The organism is Deltaproteobacteria bacterium, assembly GCA_020848745.1.
Classification (GTDB): domain Bacteria; phylum Desulfobacterota; class Binatia; order UTPRO1; family UTPRO1; genus UTPRO1.
Genome location: JADLHM010000144.1, coordinates 21,143 through 37,989 on the forward strand (window position 1 = coordinate 21,143; position 16,847 = coordinate 37,989).

Consider the following 16,847-nt stretch of genomic DNA (forward strand, 5'->3'; position numbering starts at 1 on the left):
CATGTACGCACGGCGGGGACGTCCCGCGCGCGGCGCACAGCACATCGCATGTTCACGATCATCGGCATCGTCGTCGTCCTCGCCTGCGTGATCGGCGGGTTCGCGTTCATCGACGGGCCGATGCACGTCCTCTTCCAGCCCGGCGAGCTCATCATCATCGGCGGCGCGGCGGTCGGCTCGCTGTTGATCTCGGCCCCCGGCAAAGCGCTCGGGCTCGTCGGCAAGGGCTTGGGATCGGCCTTCGGCTCGAGTGCGCCGAGCAAGGGCGACTACCTCGACCTCTTGAAGATGCAGTACGAGGTCTTCCAGTTCATGCGGAAGAACGGAGCCGTCGCGCTCGACGAGCACGTCCAGGATTTCCACAAGAGCGCCATCTTCTCGAAGTACCCGAGCTTCCTGAAGAACCATCACGCGGTCGAGTTCCTGCGCGACGCCTTGAAGCAGATCGTGAACGGCACGGCGTCGGCGGAGGAGCTCGACACGCTCCTCGACACCGAGCTCGACACCCACCACGAGGAGCACATGATCCCGGTCGGTCTCATCCAGAAGACGGGTGACGCGCTTCCGGGTCTCGGCATCGTCGCCGCCGTGCTCGGCATCATCGTGACGATGGGCTCGCTCGACGCGGGGCCGGAGGAGATCGGTCATCACATCGCCGCAGCGCTCGTCGGGACGTTCCTCGGCGTCCTCCTGTCGTACGGCATCCTGAATCCGATCGCGACCAACATCGAGGTGCAGGGCGCCGCTGCGGCGAAGTACCTGCGCTGCATCAAGGACGGCGTGGTCGCCTCGCAGCGGGGGACGTCGCCGATCGTGGCCGTCGAGTTCGCGCGCAAGGCGATCTTCGAGAGCACCCGTCCCACGGGTGACGAGCTCGACGAAGCGGTGCGCAGTCTGAAGAGCGCCTGATGTCGGCCAAGGGCCAGCCGCAGGTCGTCGTCCGCTGGAAGAAGAAGAAGGGCCATGGCGGCGGCCACCACGGCGGCGCGTGGAAGGTCGCGTACGCCGACTTCATCACGTGCATGTTCGCGCTCTTCCTGGTGCTCTGGCTCCTCACCCAAGCCGACTTGAAGCTGCGCCAGGAGCTGGCGCGCTACTTCCGGAACGCGGGCGTGCAGTCGGGCGGCTCGATGCTCGGCGACAAGCTCGAGAACGCGAAGACCGAGAACAAGCGGCCGCTCGAGGCGGCCCTCACGATCGTCCAGGGCGTGGGGGAGGAACTCGAGGCGCTGCGCGGCTCGGCCAAGGAGATCCAGGAAGCCCTCGAACACGAGCCCGAGTTCGGCGCGATCAAGGACCACGTCCGCGTCGAGGTGACGTCCGAGGGGCTCGAGATCCAGATCGTCGACTCCGGCGCGAGCGGCCGCAAGGGCCTCCTCTTCGACCTCAGCAGCTCGGCGTTGAAGCCGGAGCTCGTGGCGCTCCTGAAAGAGCTCGCCGGCCACCTCAAGACGCTGCCGAACCACATCGAGATCGGTGGTCACACCGACGCGCGTCCGTTCGCCGCCGGCGCGGGGCTGAGCAACTGGGACCTGTCCTTCGAGCGCGCGAACAACGCGCGCGCCGTGCTCGAGCAGTCCGGCATCCGTTCGAGCCAGATCCTTCGCATCAGCGCGTACGGAGCCGAAAAGCCCCTGAACGTCGCCGACCCGCTCGCCGACGAGAACCGCCGCCTCAGCATCCTCGCCCGCCGCGAGAAGACCGACAAGGACGAGCAGGCGGGGCCGGCGTCGGCGGGTTTCGGCGGGCAACCGGTCGCGCCGCGCATCGTCGACCCCGGCACGCCGCCGGTGTGATGCGTCCGCGGCGTCCGCCCGCGGCTCGCAGCCAGGCTCCCTGCGCCGCAGCCGGCGGCAGGCTCTCAGCCTCGATCACGCCAGATCGAACAGCAGCAGCTCACTCGGCTCCGCGGCGACGATCGCGAGCGTGCGTTCGTCGCTCACCGCCGCGCCGTCGCCCGCCGCGAGCGTCGTGCCGTTCGCCGCAATCCGTCCGTGCGCGATCTGCACCCACGCGTATCGTCCCGGCGCGAGCGCGTGCGTGACCCGCATGCCGGGCTCGAGCACCGTTGCGTAGAGCGCCACGTCTTGGTGGATGGTGACGGACCCGTCCCGACCGTCGGGTGCGCCGACCAGACGCAACCGGCCGAGCTTCTCGTCGCGACCGAACGTGCGTTGCTCGTAGCTCGGCGGCGTGCCGGTCGTCGCCGGCAGGAGCCAGATCTGAAGCAGGTGCACAGGGGTGGTCGCCGACGCGTTGTGCTCGCTGTGGGTGACGCCGGTGCCGGCACTCATACGCTGGACGTCGTCGGGGCGAATGACCGAGCCGTTCCCCATGCTGTCTTTGTGCGCCAGGGCGCCCTCGAGCACGTACGTGACGATCTCCATGTCCCGGTGCGGGTGGGTGCCGAAGCCGCGCCCACCGCGGACGACGTCCTCGTTGATGACGCGAAGGGCGCGAAATCCCATATGTCGCGGGTCGTGGTACTCCCCGAACGAGAACGTGTGCCGGGTATCGAGCCACCCGAAATCGAAGTGGCCGCGGTCGTGCGCCTTGCGGATGGTGAGCATGACGAGGGAGATGCACATGCTTCCGGCGCTCGTCAACGGAACCGCCGGGGCCTATACTCGCGCGTTCGATGCCGGAGTCCCTTCGCGACCGCAATCGCGACCGCCACGCGCAGGAGCGCTTCCTGTTCACGCCTACCGGCGGAGGCGACGTGTCGGTCTGCCTCGTCTATCCCAACACCTACCCGGTCGGCATGGCGAACCTCGGCTTCCAGTCGGTGTTCGAGATCCTGAGCCGGCACCCGCGCGTGCGCTGCGAGCGTGCGTTTCTGCCCGACTCCGACCAGCGCGGCAGCGAGGTCGTGAGCTTCGAGAGCGGGAGGCCGCTGCGCGACTTCGAGATCGTCGCCTTCTCCATTTCCTTCGAGACGGACTATCTGCACGTGGTCGACATCCTCGCCGGCGCCGGCATTGCGCCGCTCCGCGAGGAGCGGCAGGGCGGCGGGCCGCTGCTCCTCTGCGGCGGACCGGCCACGTTCCTCAATCCCGAGCCGATCGCGGACTTCTTCGACGTCTTCTTCGTCGGAGAGGGCGAGGAGATGATTCCCGAGCTGCTCGCGCAATTCGTCGCGGCGCGCGACGCCGGGGCGGGCCGCGGCGGCGTGCTCGAGGCGATCGCCGAGGTGGGCGGCGCCTACCGCCCGGATCGTTACGCGGTCGAGTACGCGTCCGACGGGACGATCGCCTCGGTGGCGTACCATGGCCCCGGCTCGGGCGTCGTCACGCGTCGCCTCCTCGCCGACCTCGACCGCTTCACGACGGCGAGCAAGGTGCTCGCCCCCGGGGCGGTCTTCGGCGACATGTACCTCGTCGAGGCGAGCCGCGGCTGCGAGTGGGGCTGCCGTTTCTGCGCCGCCGGCTACATGTACCGTCCGATCCGCCATCGGAGCGTCGGTGCGCTCGAAGCCGCGATCGACGAGGGCCTCGCGCATCGCTCGACGATCGGGCTCGTCGGTGCGGAGATGGCGAGCGTACCGGGGGTCGCGAGCCTCTGTGAGCGCGTCGTCGCGGCCGGCGGGCGCGCCTCTCCGTCGTCGCTCAAGGCCGACGTCCTCACGCAGCGCCTCGCGCGCGCGCTCGGGCGGAGCGCCAACCAGAGCGTCACGGTCGCGCCGGAGGCGGGCTCGGAGCGCATGCGGCGGATCATCAACAAGAACCTGACCGAGCCCGAGATCCTGCGTGCCGCCGATTGGCTCGTCGGCGCCGGCGTGCGCGCCATGAAGCTCTATTTCATGATCGGCCTCCCGACCGAGACGCCCGAGGACGTCGACGCCATCGTCGACCTCAGCCGCAGGATCGGCGAGCGCTTCCAGCGCGAAGGCCGGGTGCAGCAGATCAAGCTCTCCGTGAATCCCTTCGGCCCGAAACCCTGGACGCCGTTCCAGTGGGAGCCGATGGAGGATCTGCGCTCGCTGAAGGCCAAGATCGGCCGGCTCCGGCGCGCGATCGGGCGGTTGCGCGGGGTCGACATCGACGTCGGGTCGCCACGCGAGGCGTACTACGCGACCGTATTGTCGCGCGGCGACCGTCGCGTATCGCGTCTGCTGCTCGCAATCCACGCGGCGGACGGCGACTGGTGGAGCGTGCTCCGCGCCTGGGAGCGGGAGCCTCCGGAGGGCGGCGTCGACCCGCGCGTCTTCTCGCATCGAGCCTACGCCGCGGACGAGATCCTGCCGTGGGACATCCTCGACCACAGCCTGCACAAGCGCTTCCTCTGGGCGGAGCGCGAGCGGGCACGGGTCGAGCGCCAGACGATGCCGTGCGACGTGACCACCTGTCGCGTCTGCGGGGCCTGTTGATGGCGATCGTCGGCACGGGCGTCGACGTCGCCGAGGTGGCGCGCGTACGCGCCGCGCTCGAGGAGCCGACGACCGGCGCGCGCTTCAGGGCGCGCGTGTTCACGCAGGACGAGCAGCGCTACTGCGAGGCGCGCGGCGCCGGTCGATTCCAGAGCTACGCCGCCCGCTTCGCGGCCAAGGAGGCGGTCATGAAGGCGCTCGGCCTCGGGTGGGGGCGTCACATCGGCTGGCTCGACGTCGAGGTCGTGCGCGCGGAGGACGGACGCCCGACGCTCCGCCTGCACGGCAAGGGGGGGGCCGCCGCGGGCGCCGCCGGGGTCGCGCGCTTCCACCTGGCGCTCAGCCACACCCGCGAGATCGCGATCGCGCAGGTGATCGCCGAGGGCGCCGCCGCGTGATCCGGGTATCGCGGCGTCCGCCGGACGGCGCGCGCCGCCTCGTTCGGCGCGGCACGCTCGCCGCCGCCGGCGGGATCACTCGCCGCGAAAGCTCGGCTTGCGCTTCTCGAGGAAGGCGCGGACGCCCTCGGCATAGTCGGCGCTCGCGAAGCAATCGGCGATCAGCCGCCGCACCGCTTCGAGGTCGCGCCCGCCCGGGTCGCGCTGGGTCTCGGCGATCGCGCGCTTCGCGGCGCGGATCGTGAGCGGCGCGTTCGCGGCGATGCCTTCGGCATAGCTCCGGGTGAAGGACGCCAAGTCCGCCTTGGCCACCACCTGGTTCACGAGGCCGATGCGGAGCGCCTCGTCGGCGGTGTAGGTGCGGGCCGTGAAGAAGAGCTCGCTCGCGGCGGAGGGGCCGACGAGGCTCGCCAGGCGCTCGACGCCGGCATACGCGTAGCCGAGGCCGAGCCGGGCCGGTGGAAGCGCCATGCGGATGTCGTCGGCGGCGACGCGGAGGTCGGCGCAGGCCGCGATCGCGAGGCCTCCGCCGATGCAGACGCCCTGGAGCATGGCCACGACCGGCTTCTCGAGCGCGAGCAGCGCCGCGAAGGCCCGGCCGTTCGTCTGCTCGTACGCGGCGGCGGAGGCGGGGTCCTTGCGATGGGTCGCGAACTCCGAGATGTCCGCGCCGGCCGCGAAGGCGTCGTCGCCGGCACCGCGCAGCACGACGACGCGGACCTCCGGGTCGGCCGCGAGCTCCGCGACGAGCCCCGGGATCGCTTCCCACATCTCGAAGCGCACTGCGTTCAGGCGCGCCGGGTTGCGGAGCACCATCCACGCCACACCCGCCGGGCCACGCTCGATGTCGATGCCGAACTCGCTCACGCCGCTTTCCCTTTCCGCGGCACCTCGTACACGAGCATTCACGGTTCCGCCAGGCGCCCGAGCAATGTCTCGGTTTCATCCGCGCGCACGAACGAGCGGTGGCAGCAAGCAGGCGGGTCGGGGAGGGTTTCTACGGTCGCCGGGTCGCTGGTCCCGGCGCGTAGAGCCCGCCGGAGCTTCTCCGTCTTGCGCACACGCGAGCTGACGGCTCCCCGAAGCCATCCCCGACCCGCCTGCTTGCCGCATCCATTCGAACAGAGCCAACTCGATCGCGGCCGCTATGCGCACGCCGAGTCGGCGAGCCGCCACGGCCTCGACGGTCGTGTGTGATTGGAATCGCCGGCGGGTGGGTCCGGGAGTGCTTCGGGGAGCCGTCAGCTCGCGCCGTGCGCAAGACAGGGAGGCACCGGCGGGCAGTACGCGCTGGGTGCCAGGAACTGGGCGACCGTAGAACCACTCCCTGACCCACCCGCCGGCGCCATCGAACGAAGACCGATCGCGGCAGATCGAAACTCTGGTGCACGATCAACCTGAGACGCTACCGGCGTGCGGCGCGACTGGCGGTGCGCCAGCTCTTGCGAGTACAATTCGGCCGGTCGAGGGGAGGGGGCGCGATGGAGCATCGCTTCCGGACGAGCCGGTTCACGCGCGGCAACGTGGTCTTTCCGACAGAGATGGTCGTGACCGATCGCCACGTCAGCCGCATCAAGCCGTCCCTCGTCGGCTCCATCGAGGAGAGCATCAGCTTGCGCCAGGTGTCGTCGGTGACGGTGAGCCACGGGGCCCTCTTCGCGGACGTGACCGTCCACTCCTCGGGCGGCACCGACCCGCTCCGCAGCCACGGACTCACCAACGCCGAGGCGCGACGGTTGAAGGAGCTGATCGAGGAGCTCCAGAGCAACATCCTGAGCGCCGGGGTGGCGGACCTGAGCGGCCTCCGTCCCTGTCCGCGTTGCGCCGAGACCATCAAGGCGGCGGCGCAGGTGTGCAAGCACTGCGGCGCCGACATCCCGATCGTCCTCACCGAGGAAGCTCCGCCCGAGCCCGTCGCGGAGCCTGCCGACACCTTCGGTGCCGAGCGCGCCGCCGGCCCGGCGGCCGGCGACGACGAAGACTGGACCTGGAGCTGATCATGGCCGACGAGTTCGCCCCCGCCAAAGCGCGCTTCGTCGCTCTCGTGCGCGAGATCGATCCCGACGTCGCGGTCGTCATCCCGGAGCGTTCGACCCAGGACGCCTTTCTCATCTCGCTGACGCGCGGGGCGAATCGCCGCTTCCTCACGCTCTCCGAGGACGACATGCTCGATCTCGTGGAGGATCCGCGGGCGGCGGCAACCATGCACGCCCGCCTCCGTGCCGAAGTGGCGGCGCTGTAACGCGCCGAACGCCGCGACAATCGAGCGTTGTCGACCTCCCAGGCACGGAGGCGGCCGCCTAGACTGGGATCTGGCCACAGGCGGTGCGGCGTGAGGCTATCAATGGAACGCTGGCTGGTGCGGGCAGCGCGAGTTCAGGCGCGGGCGTCAATGGGGCGGCGGGGCGGGGGCGGCTCCTCGTCGGCGTCGTCGGACGGGCGGCGCCGCGTGCGAGCTACCGCGTCCTCGTCTTCCCCCTTGGCGTCGATGCTCTTGGGGCGGGGCGCGGGGTTGCTCGCCGACTTCGCGAGGGCGAGGGCCTTCTGTGAGAGGTGCACCACGACGTCGCGGGTGACGTCTCCCGCGGGGCGGAGCCCAGGCGAGGTGTAGCGGGCGCGGTCGGTCGTGCGCGCGACGGCTTCGCGCTCGACCTCCGGCGGCGTCATGCCGCGGCGGGCGTCGGTCGCGAGGGCCGTCGCCGTCCGGCTCGGACCGGCGGTGCCGGGACGGCCGCTCGTGGGGTCGAGGTCCATCGACCTCGAGCAAAGCAACCGCGGGCGGGATCGCCTAGCCCGCACTCGTCCGAAATGCGCATCGTGACGAGCGCAGTGCGCGGACGCCACGGCGCCCGCCGCGCGACCTCGTGTGGCCCGTCCTTCGCTTCACCGGGCGCGCTTCAGGCGGCGCGCGTCGCGGTCGCGATCTCGGCGAGCCGGCGCACGTGCTCTCCCATCGCCGCGAAGCGCTCGTCCTGCGTCTGGCCGCGCGCGAAACGCACGTAGATCTGCTGGAGGACGACGGCGAGCTTGAAGAGCGCGAAGGTCTCGAAGAAGGCGATGGCGCCGAGATCGCGGCCGCTGCGGGCGGCGTAACGTTCGATCACTTCGCGGCGCGTGGGGAAGCCTTCGAGGTAGGTCGGCTGCATGGCGATCGCGAGCCGCTCCGGCGGGTCGGTCGCCTCGGGCCAGTAACCGAGCAGCGTGCCGAGGTCGATCCGCGGGTCGCCGAGCGTCGTCATGTCCCAGTCGAGCACGGCGACAACGCGTCCCGGGTCGTGTCGGTCGAGCATCATGTTGTCGAGCTTGAAGTCGTTGTGGACGACCGTCGCTTCGAGCGCGGGCGGGATGCGCGCCGCGAGCCACGCCGCCAGGTCTTCCATGGCGGGCAGCTCCTCGGTCTTCGCGCGCTGCCAGCGTTCGGACCACCCGGCGATCTGTCGGGCGACGAAGCCCGCCGGCTTGCCGAGCGCCGCGACGGGCGTGCCCGCGACCGGCACGGCGTGCAGGTCGGCGAGCGCGTCGACCGCGGCTTCGCCGATGCGGCGCCGGACGGCGGGGTCGTCGGCGATCTCGTCCGGCATGGTGCGGCGTACGACGATGCCGCGGCGCCGCTCCATGACGAAGAACGGCGCCCCGATGACCGCCGGGTCCTCGCAGAGCGCGTACACGCGCGGCGCGGGCGCGTAGTACGGCCCGAGCGCGGCCAGCGCGCGGTACTCGCGCACCATGTCGTGCGAGCGCGGCGCCACGGGACCGAGCGGCGGCCGGCGCAGCACGTACTCACGGTCGCCGTAGCGCAGGAGGTAGGTGAGGTTCGCGTGACCGCCGGGGAATTGCAGGATGTCGAGTGGCCGGTCGCTCTCCGGGAGCTTGCCGCGCAGATAGGAAGCGACGACGTTCGCGTCGAGCTCCTCGTCCGGTCGAACCGGCGCGACGTCCGACGACTCGCTCACGGCCGTCGACCGGTCACGCGCCGTAACGCGCGATCGCGAGCTGCACGATCTCGGTGATGAGATCGCAGTGGGACCGTCCGGACTTCTTTGCGGCCTTCGCCAGCTCCGCGGTCGAGAGCAGCCAGGGGTTCGGGTTGCACTCGATGACGTGCGCCTTGCCCTCGGCGTCGAGGCGAATGTCGATACGGCCGTAGTCGCGCAGGCGCAGCGCCTGGTACGCGGCGATCGCGGTCTGCTCGATCTCGGCCTCGACCTCGTCGTCGAGATCGTCGGGAAAGAAGGGCTGCGTCCGCCGGTAGACCTCGGTGCCTTCCTCCCACTTCACCTCGGTGCCGGCGATGCGGGGCGTACCTTCCGGCAGCTGCGACAGGTCGAGCTCCACGATCGGCAGCGCCTCGGGGTCCTGGTTGCCGAGCACGGCCACGTAGATCTCGCGGCCCTCGATGTACTCCTCGATGAGGACGGGCCCGTCGAAGTCGGCGTGCACCTGGTCGATGCGCTCCATCAGCTCCTTCAGACTCCCGACGACGGCGCTGAAGCGGATGCCGATCGACCCGTCCTCGAGCCCGGGCTTCACGATCACCGGGAAGTGGATGTCGTGCGCCCACTCGAGCCGGCCGCGATGCCCGGTCATGAACGACGGCGTCCGGATGCCGTGGAACGCGAAGATCTTCTTCGCGAGCGCCTTGTCCTGGGCGAGGAAGAGTCCCTGCGGTCCGGCGCCCGTGTAGCGCCGGCCGACGAGCTCGAGATAGGCGGCGACGTGCATCTCCTTCGTGTCGTCGCCCGCGTAGGACTCGGTGAGGTTGAAGTAGAGGTCGGCGCGCTCGGTCGCGAGCGAGTGCAGCGAGTCCGGGGTGCCGTCGAGCGTGTGATAGAAGGGCTCGTGTCCCGTCTTCTTCAGAGCGTCGTAGATTTCTTCGTGATCGTGCTTGGGACGGCGCCGCTTGCGACGTGACGACTTCGCCTCGGCCGCTTCCTCCGCCCCGCTGTCCGTTGCGTCGTACACGACGCCCACGCGCAGCTTTGGCATTGGCGGACCGTATCGCGACGCCCCGTGAAAAAAAAGCGGAAAGTCGATGTGCGGCGCGTGTCAGCGGCGCTTCGGCGCTACCAGCACGGCGGCCACGGCCCACACGCCGAATACGAACCCGAGCCCGAGCCAGAGCCGTGGCGGATGGCCGTTGTTGCGCGCGACGATGCGGCAGACGATGGCGTCGCAGGTATTCACCAGCAACGCGGTGGCGACGAGCGTCGGCCAATCGAGCGGCGTCGCGGTGACGAGACGGAGGCCGGTGAGCCAGCCGAGCGCGGTGTGGAGGGAATCGAGCACGATCGACGCGCTTTCTTGACCGCGAAAGCGCGCCACTATAAACGGCGGCCTTTCCGCTGACAATCGGGAGGAGCAGAGATGGCGCGACGTGAAGCGACGCTCCTTTCCTGGATCGTCGAGATGGGCGAGGCGAGGCTCCTGCAGTTCGCCGAGGAGCTGCTCGCGAATCCCAAGATGGCCGAGGCGTTCTCGTCCGCGCTGCAGCGTGCGGCCAAGACCAAGGGACAGGTCGATCGAAACATGCAGATGGTGCTCGGACTGCTGAATCTGCCGTCGAAGGCCGACTACAATCGGCTGCTGTCGAAAATCGAGGCACTGCAGGGCAGCCTGGTCAACCTCAACATCAAGGTCGACCGCCTGCTCGCGGAACGCGACCGGCCGAAGCCGCGGCGACGGCCGTCCGCCAAGTCCGAAGCCGCGTCGAGCTGAGCCGGGACCGCGTCTCGCGGACGCGGCCGTCGGGTGGCGCTGGGCGACGCCCGCGCCCGCCTCGCCGCGTCAGCCCCGCGGGCCGAAGGTCTCGCTCAGCCCGACGAGGCGCGCGAGCGAACTCGGCTCCTCGGGCGCGAGCGGGATCTCGACGACGAGCGCGTCCGGCGCCGCCGCCCGCAGGCGCTCGATCTCGGCGCGCTCGGCGCGCACGAGCGCGGTGAAGCGACGGTGCAACGTGGCCAGCTTCTTCCCGAGCGCGAGATCGGCCCGCTCCGCGCCCTGGACGTCGGGAAAGGGGGGATGGCCGAGCAGGCTCGGTGGCAGCACGCGGTTCACGACGAAGCCGGCGAACGGCAACCCGGCGCGCACGAGCTCGCGGTGGAACGCGATGGTCTCGGCGACGCGCGCGCTCTCGGGCGTCGTCACCAGGACGAAGGATGTCTCGGGCGCGCGCAGGAAGCGCGCGACGCTCGCGGCGCGCTCCTGGAATCCCGCCGAGAACTCCTCGAGGCCGCCGACGAATTCCGCGACGTCGCGCAGCAGCTCGAAGCCGGTGAAGCGCTCGAGGCCGCGCAGCACCGCGCCGAGCGCCGCCTGCGCGAGGCGCGAGCCCTCGCGGGCCAGGATCAAGCTCGGGTTCTGCAGGATGGCGGCGGCGCGCGAGGTGAGGAGCGCGGTCAGGCGCTCCGGAGCCTCGAGGAAATCCAGCGCGTGTTGCGTCGGCGGCGTGTCGACCACGAGGAGGTCGTAATCGCCGCTGCCGGCGAGCGCGTGCAGCCGCTCCATCGCCATGTACTCCTGCGAGCCGGTGAGCGCGGTCGAGATGCTCTCGTAGATGCGGTTGGCGAGCACGCGCTCGGCGGCGGCGCGAGTCGGCGCGTAGCGCTCGATCAGCTCGTCGAAGGTGCGCTTGGTGTCGAGCACCATCGCGTCGAGCGAGCCGCCGTGCAGACGGCGCCCGAGCGGCACCCGGTGCGGCGCGCCGTCGGGGCTCGAGATGCCGAGCGCGTCGCGGAGCCGGCGCGCCGGGTCGATCGTGAGGACGGCGGTGCGTCGTCCGTGACCAGCGGCGGCGACGCCGAGCGCGGCCGCCGTGGTGGTCTTGCCGACGCCGCCGCTGCCGACGCACACGAGCAGCCGCTGGCGGCGCAGGAGCGCGACGACCGCCGCGGCCCCCGCGCAGCCGGGCGCGGAGCGTTCCTTCCCGCGCCGGTAGTCGATCGGACCGGTGTGGCGCTCGGGACCGTTCACGACGATGCTCGTCACGAGACCCGCCGGGAGCCGCGCGCGTGCGGCCGGGCGAGCGCGTCGGCCAGCGGCTCGAGCGTCGCGAGGGTGATGCGTCCGGGCGGCGCTTGGGGGAGGCACACCGGGCGCTCCGGCAACGCGTGCCGCAGGCGGCGGATCTGGCGCTCCGCCGCGCGTTGGCGCGCCAGGTTGAAACGCGCGACTCCGAGATGGGGTTGCCACGCGGGAGGGACCTCGGCCGGCTCCGCTCGCAGGCGGTGTGCCTCGACGCGCGTGAAGCGGAACGGATCGACCGCATTCACGATCACGGGGAGGAGCGCGACCCCGACCCGCATGAGCGCGGTCGCGAGTTCGAGCGTCTCGTTCACGGCCATTTCCTCGGCGCGCGTGACGACGGTGACGGCCGCCCGCTTCGGGTCGCCGAGCAGGAGCGCCAGGTCGCGCGCCGTGTTGGTGAGCGGACCGAAGGGCAGCATCTTGAGGAGCGCGCCCGGCGTCGAGAGCAGCGGCACCGAGTGCCCGGTGGCGGGCGCGTCGACGATCACGAGGTCGAAGCGGTGCCGCTTGCGCTTGAAGCCCGTGCGCTCGTCCTCCCATTCGGCGATGCGCACGAGCGTGAGGAAGTCCTCGAGGCCGGGCGCGGCCGCGGCCACGACGCGGAACGTATTGCTCTCGAGCAGTCGGCGGGCGAGCGCGCGGATGCGCAGCATGCCCGTCAGGAAATCCTCCATGATGACAGCCGGCGCGATCGCCGCGGCGGCGAGCTCGGGCGTGAGCTCGGTCGGGTCGGGCCCGAGCGTGAGGTCGCCGAGGTAGTCGCCGAGCCGGCCGAGCGGGTTGATCTCGACGACGAGCGTGCGCTTGCCGGCGCGCGCGGCGGCGAGCGCCAGGGCCGACGCGACCGCGGTCCGTCCGACGCCTCCCTTGCCGGTGATGAAGACGAGTCGGCGTTGCAGCACGGCGTCGAGCATCGGGATCGCCTTACTACGCGCGGGTTCCGGCGCGGTCAAATTGACATTCCGGAAACGCTTCCCTAGCGTCCCGCCATGGCCCGACGGGTGGTGGATCTGCGTCCCGCTGACGTCGCCCCGACGCCGCCGCGCCGCCGCCGTCGCAGGCGGGGTGACGCCGACCACGAGGCGTTCGGCCAGCGGCTCCGCGAGCTCGAGCGCGAGATCGAGGAGGCACTCGCCGGGATCGCGGAGGGCGCCGACTACGGGGCCTGGCTGCGCGGCGTCGGCGAGGAGGTGCTCGGCTTCTACGCCGACCTCGGCCGCGCCTTCATGGAGAGCGGCCTCGGCGGCGCGTTCGTCCGCCTCCGCATGGTCGGCACCGCCGATCGCGTCGACGACTTCGGCTACGATCCGGCCTTTCATGCCCGGGTGGAGCCGCTCGTGCGCGCGCTCTACGAGCAGTGGTGGCGGGTCGAGGCGGCGGGGCTCGACCACGTACCGCTCTCGGGTCGCCTCCTGCTCGTCGGCAATCATTCCGGCGGCGTGTTTCCGTACGACGGCATGATGATCGCCGAGGCGCTCCGCGCGCACCATCCGGGCGGGGGACGGCAGGCGCGGCCGCTCGTCGAGGACTTCGTCTACCAGGCGCCCTTTCTCGGGCCGCTGCTCGCCCGGATGGGCGTCGTGCGTGCCTCCTCGCAGAACGCCCGCCGCCTGCTCGCGCGTGAACAGGCGGTGATCGCGTTTCCCGAGGGAGCGAAGGGGCTCGGCAAGTATTACCGGGAGCGCTATCGACTGCAGCGCTTCGCGCGCGGCGGCTTCGTCTCCTTGGCGCTCCAGAGCGGGGCGCCGCTCGTGCCGGTCGCGGTCGTCGGGGCGGAGGAGATCCACCCCGTGCTCGCGCGCTGGGGCTGGGCGGCGCGCGGCCTGGACCTGCCGTATTTTCCCGTGACGCCGACCTTTCCATGGCTCGGCCTGCTCGGGCTCGTGCCGCTGCCGACGAAGTGGCGCGTGGTCTTCGGGGCGCCGATCGACCTCGCCGCGCAGTATGGGCCGGACGCGCATCGTGACGAGCTCCTGGTGAATCGCCTGAAAGAGGAGATCCGCGAGCGCATCCAGCGCATGCTGGTCGCCGCGCTCTCCGAACGGCGGTCCGTCTTCGCCTGAGAGAAGCGAGCGGCCGGCCGCCGAACCCTGCCGCCGTGGTCCGGCGGCGCCTCTCAGGATTCGCCTCGGCGCAGCACGCGCCGCACCGTGTTCCCGAGGTCGCGCAGATCGATCGGCTTCGCGAGGAAGGCGGCGGCGCCGAGCCGCGTCGCGAAGCGTTGGGTCTCCGGGTCGCTCTGCGCCGAGATGACGATCACCGGGGGCCGCCTCGGCGGCGACGATCCCGGGTGCTGCGTATTCCTGAGTCGTCGCAGCACCTCCCAGCCGTTCATGCCGGGCATCCGAAGGTCGAGGATCAGGAGCTCGACCTGGCCGCTGGCCAGCGCGGAGAGGACGAGCTGCCCGTCGGTGACCGGCGCGACGTCGTATCCGGCGCGGGCGAGAGCGCTCGCGAGCACGGTCCGCGTGCCGTCGTCGTTCTCGGCGACCACGATCATGCGACACCTCTGCGCGAGCCTCTCGCCCGTCGGGCCGTCATGCGGCGCCGTCGCCGATGCGTCCCGTCTTCCGTCCTCATGGCGTCCCTAGAACACGTACGACAGCTCGGCGGCGATGGTCTGCTGATCGTTCTGGAAGTCGTCGTCGGCGCCGACCAGCGACTTCTCGTAGAGCTGGTGCTGGCCCTTGTCGTAGCGGTACTCGGTGCGGAACATCAGGCCTTCCGCGAGCACGACCTTGAAGGTGGCCGTGATCTCCCAGGCGCTCTGATGGTTGCCGAATCCGTCGCCGTTCGGCGTCGGCAGGCGCGTGCCGTCCGAGTCGTCGAAGTACTCGCCGCGGAGCGCGAAGCCGATCGGCACCGGCAGCGCGTCGACGAGATCGTAGGCGAGGATGCCGGAGAATGTGTTCCACTCCGCGTCGCCGCCGACGTCGAGGTCGGTCTCGTTGCCGTAGTCGTAGTTCAAGATGATCCCGAAGTTCTCGACCGGCTTGATGGTCGCGACCAGATCGATCAGGCCGCGCTTCGAATCGCCCCGATCGGGTTGCTCGGCGCCGTAGATGCCGTTGACGAGGAACGTGAACTGCTCGACCGGCGTGAGTCCGAGGCTGCCGACGAACGTCTTGCCGTCGTTCGAGTCGACGACGTTGTCCCAGCCGTTCACGATGCCGAGCATCAGGCTCGCTTGCGTGCCGAACGCGTAGGTCGCCGTCGCGCCTGCGTGCGTGAAGGGATTGGCCCACGAGAACGTGAGCGAGCGGCTGATGTTCGGGTTGCTCCAGGGCTCGATGACCTCGGGCCCGATGTGGGTCACGAACTTGCCGGCCTTCAGCTGGAGATCCGGAAGCCCCGGGAAGTTGTAGGTGATGTAGGCTTCCTGGAGGTCGACCGAATTCTGCTCCTCGGCGACGTTGCCGCTCGTGCCGTCGCCGTCCCAGTCGGTGCCGAGGCGTTCGGCGAGCTTGCCGAAGTCGACCTTGGTCACGAAGCCGACGCCGTCATCACCCGGCGCGCGCGAGATCTGCAACTGGAAGAGATCGAGGACGAAGCTGTTGTGGTCCTGGTCGAAGGAGCGCAGCGAGATGCGCTTCGAGTCCGGATCGTTGAAATCGTACTTGTACGAGGTCGCGATGCCGCCGCCGAGCTTGATGCCGAACGGCAGATGCTTGATGTGCGCCTCGATCTGGTCGAGCCGGCGCTGCAGCTCCGAGGTGTCGCAGCACCCCGCCGGCTCGCCCTTGCGCTCGAGCCGCTCGAGCCGCTCTTCCAGCGTGAGCCCTCCTTCGGCCCGCGCGTCGGTGGCGACGGCGAGGCTCGCTGCTGCGGCCACGACGGCCATGTACGTCGGCAACCATTTCGTCTTCGTCATGATGCCCTCCTCGATGGCGGTGCGCACCGATGCGCGTGGTCAGACGAGGTCCGTCGAGCAAGGCCGGTGCCAGTCGGCGGCGACGAATCGTCCGGCCAGGCGTCGGAAATTCCGTGGTGTCCACGGATCCCGCATGCTCGACCGGCGGGCGGTGATGAGAAAATGGGCAGCGTAGGACGTGCGCGGTCTCGCGCCACGGCAGCGGACCCGCTCTACCGGCCGGATGCCATGTGCTATCGACGAGCGGTGCGGGGAAGGGGGTGAACGTGGGGACGCTCTTCTGGGTCGCGGTGGCGCTCGGGGTCGTCGAGGGGGTGACGGAGTTCGTGCCGGTCTCGTCGACGGGGCATCTGATCCTCACCGGCGCCTGGCTGGCCTTTCCCGACGAGAAGGCGGCCGCCTTCGAGATCTTCATCCAGCTCGGAGCGGTGGCGGCCGTCGTGTGGTTCTACCGCGAGCGCATTGGCGCCCTCGCGCGTGACGTATGGCGGGATGCCGGGGCGCGGGCCTTCGTCGGGAAGCTCCTGGCCGCGTTCGTGCCCGCGGCGGTCGTCGGGCTCCTGCTCCACGACTGGATCGTGCGCATGCTCTTCGGGCCGCTACCGGTCGCCGTCGGGCTCGCCGTCGGCGGGGTCGTGCTGCTCGCGGTGGACGGACCGCGGCGTCCGCCGGGCCGTACGACGCGCCTCGACGACGTCACGTGGGGGCAAGCGCTCCTCGTCGGCTGCGCCCAGGCCGCGTCCCTCTGGCCGGGCGTCTCGCGCTCGGGCGCTACGATCATCGGCGCGTTGCTCGCGGGCCTCGCCCGCCCGACCGCCCTCGAGTTCTCGTTCTTCCTCGCGATCCCGACCCTCGGCGCCGCGTCGGTCTTCGCGCTCTGGGAGTCACGTCACGTATTGGCCGCGGCGGACGTGCCGATCTTCGCCGTCGGCCTCGTGACCTCGTTCGCCGTGTCCCTCGCCGCGATCGCGGTTCTGCTCCGCTACGTGCGCGAGCACGACCTCCGCGCTTTTGGCTGGTATCGCCTCGCCCTAGCAGCCCTTCTCCTCGCCCTGGCAGGTTGCTGAAAAAGGGGCATCTGCTGCGTTGCTCCCTCCTTCGCTTGCCGTGCCCTCGGAGAGGGTGCGGCGTAGCTCCGCTACGCCTCCGCGCTCAGTCGGTCGCGCCTTGCATCTGCCCCTTTTTGAGC

The 16,847-nt window shown here is 70.6% G+C and carries 19 protein-coding genes; 9 read left to right on the plus strand and 10 right to left on the minus strand.

The genetic code is table 11. The features are described 5' to 3' along the window. The first annotated feature begins 48 nt into the window (after positions 1–48). The gene (gene motA / locus IT293_20740; protein MCC6767090.1) at positions 49–909 is read left to right on the plus strand and encodes a flagellar motor stator protein MotA; all 861 of its coding nucleotides are present in this window, start codon (positions 49–51) and stop codon (positions 907–909) included. Beyond that, on the plus strand, positions 909–1,796 hold the full coding sequence (locus tag IT293_20745) for an OmpA family protein (GenBank protein ID MCC6767091.1): 888 nt from the start codon (positions 909–911) through the stop codon (positions 1,794–1,796). Before motA ends, IT293_20745 begins: the two co-directional genes overlap by 1 nt. Positions 1,797–1,871: 75 nt before the next feature. Here the strand turns inward: IT293_20745 and IT293_20750 are convergent, their stop codons facing one another. Continuing rightward, positions 1,872–2,570: a pirin family protein gene (locus IT293_20750; protein MCC6767092.1), complete on the minus strand. Its 699-nt coding sequence runs from the start codon at positions 2,568–2,570 to the stop codon at positions 1,872–1,874. Positions 2,571–2,638: 68 nt separating this feature from the next. Between IT293_20750 and IT293_20755 the strand changes: the two genes are divergently transcribed. Both IT293_20755 and acpS read left to right on the plus strand, forming a co-directional pair. Then, on the plus strand, positions 2,639–4,366 hold the full coding sequence (locus IT293_20755) for a radical SAM protein (protein MCC6767093.1): 1,728 nt from the start codon (positions 2,639–2,641) through the stop codon (positions 4,364–4,366). Beyond that, positions 4,366–4,764, plus strand: a complete 399-nt coding sequence (acpS, locus tag IT293_20760; protein MCC6767094.1) for a holo-ACP synthase — start codon at positions 4,366–4,368, stop codon at positions 4,762–4,764. The genes IT293_20755 and acpS overlap by 1 nt, the downstream gene beginning before the upstream one ends. Positions 4,765–4,839: 75 nt before the next feature. Here the strand turns inward: acpS and IT293_20765 are convergent, their stop codons facing one another. Continuing rightward, entirely contained in the window at positions 4,840–5,580 is a 741-nt protein-coding gene (locus tag IT293_20765; protein ID MCC6767095.1) for an enoyl-CoA hydratase/isomerase family protein, read from the minus strand. A gap of 665 nt (positions 5,581–6,245) precedes the next feature. Between IT293_20765 and IT293_20770 the strand changes: the two genes are divergently transcribed. Together IT293_20770 and IT293_20775 are read left to right on the plus strand one after the other, a co-directional pair. Beyond that, positions 6,246–6,761, plus strand: a complete 516-nt coding sequence (locus IT293_20770; protein MCC6767096.1) for a hypothetical protein — start codon at positions 6,246–6,248, stop codon at positions 6,759–6,761. 2 nt (positions 6,762–6,763) lie between these two features. Then, positions 6,764–7,006: a hypothetical protein gene (locus tag IT293_20775; protein ID MCC6767097.1), complete on the plus strand. Its 243-nt coding sequence runs from the start codon at positions 6,764–6,766 to the stop codon at positions 7,004–7,006. A 134-nt stretch (positions 7,007–7,140) separates the two neighbouring features. Here IT293_20775 and IT293_20780 read toward each other — a convergent pair whose 3' ends face one another. The 4 genes from IT293_20780 to IT293_20795 all read right to left on the minus strand — a co-directional run bounded on the left by IT293_20780 (position 7,141) and on the right by IT293_20795 (position 10,050). Then, positions 7,141–7,518, minus strand: a complete 378-nt coding sequence (locus IT293_20780; GenBank protein ID MCC6767098.1) for a hypothetical protein — start codon at positions 7,516–7,518, stop codon at positions 7,141–7,143. 143 nt (positions 7,519–7,661) lie between these two features. Next, positions 7,662–8,717: a phosphotransferase family protein gene (locus IT293_20785; protein MCC6767099.1), complete on the minus strand. Its 1,056-nt coding sequence runs from the start codon at positions 8,715–8,717 to the stop codon at positions 7,662–7,664. Between the two features lie 13 nt (positions 8,718–8,730). After that, positions 8,731–9,750 carry an ATP-grasp domain-containing protein gene (locus tag IT293_20790; GenBank protein MCC6767100.1) on the minus strand — a complete coding sequence of 340 codons (1,020 nt, stop codon included), beginning with the start codon at positions 9,748–9,750 and terminating at the stop codon, positions 8,731–8,733. Between the two features lie 60 nt (positions 9,751–9,810). Further along, positions 9,811–10,050, minus strand: a complete 240-nt coding sequence (locus tag IT293_20795) for a hypothetical protein (protein MCC6767101.1) — start codon at positions 10,048–10,050, stop codon at positions 9,811–9,813. 78 nt (positions 10,051–10,128) lie between these two features. On the opposite strand from IT293_20795, the gene IT293_20800 reads away from it, so the two are divergent. Beyond that, entirely contained in the window at positions 10,129–10,479 is a 351-nt protein-coding gene (locus IT293_20800) for a hypothetical protein (protein ID MCC6767102.1), read from the plus strand. 69 nt (positions 10,480–10,548) lie between these two features. Here IT293_20800 and IT293_20805 read toward each other — a convergent pair whose 3' ends face one another. Next, positions 10,549–11,748: an ArsA family ATPase gene (locus tag IT293_20805; protein ID MCC6767103.1), complete on the minus strand. Its 1,200-nt coding sequence runs from the start codon at positions 11,746–11,748 to the stop codon at positions 10,549–10,551. Further along, positions 11,745–12,701 (minus strand): AAA family ATPase, encoded by a 957-nt coding sequence (locus IT293_20810; protein MCC6767104.1) that lies wholly within the window; start codon positions 12,699–12,701, stop codon positions 11,745–11,747. The genes IT293_20805 and IT293_20810 overlap by 4 nt, the downstream gene beginning before the upstream one ends. A gap of 75 nt (positions 12,702–12,776) precedes the next feature. Between IT293_20810 and IT293_20815 the strand changes: the two genes are divergently transcribed. Next, positions 12,777–13,850 (plus strand): acyltransferase family protein, encoded by a 1,074-nt coding sequence (locus tag IT293_20815; protein MCC6767105.1) that lies wholly within the window; start codon positions 12,777–12,779, stop codon positions 13,848–13,850. A 53-nt stretch (positions 13,851–13,903) separates the two neighbouring features. Here the strand turns inward: IT293_20815 and IT293_20820 are convergent, their stop codons facing one another. Together IT293_20820 and IT293_20825 are read right to left on the minus strand one after the other, a co-directional pair. Beyond that, positions 13,904–14,287: a response regulator gene (locus IT293_20820; protein ID MCC6767106.1), complete on the minus strand. Its 384-nt coding sequence runs from the start codon at positions 14,285–14,287 to the stop codon at positions 13,904–13,906. Between the two features lie 87 nt (positions 14,288–14,374). After that, entirely contained in the window at positions 14,375–15,658 is a 1,284-nt protein-coding gene (locus tag IT293_20825; GenBank protein ID MCC6767107.1) for a porin, read from the minus strand. A 260-nt stretch (positions 15,659–15,918) separates the two neighbouring features. Here IT293_20825 and IT293_20830 point away from each other — a divergent pair, with 260 nt between their 5' ends. Further along, positions 15,919–16,725 carry an undecaprenyl-diphosphate phosphatase gene (locus IT293_20830; GenBank protein ID MCC6767108.1) on the plus strand — a complete coding sequence of 269 codons (807 nt, stop codon included), beginning with the start codon at positions 15,919–15,921 and terminating at the stop codon, positions 16,723–16,725. Positions 16,726–16,847: the final 122 nt, after the last annotated feature.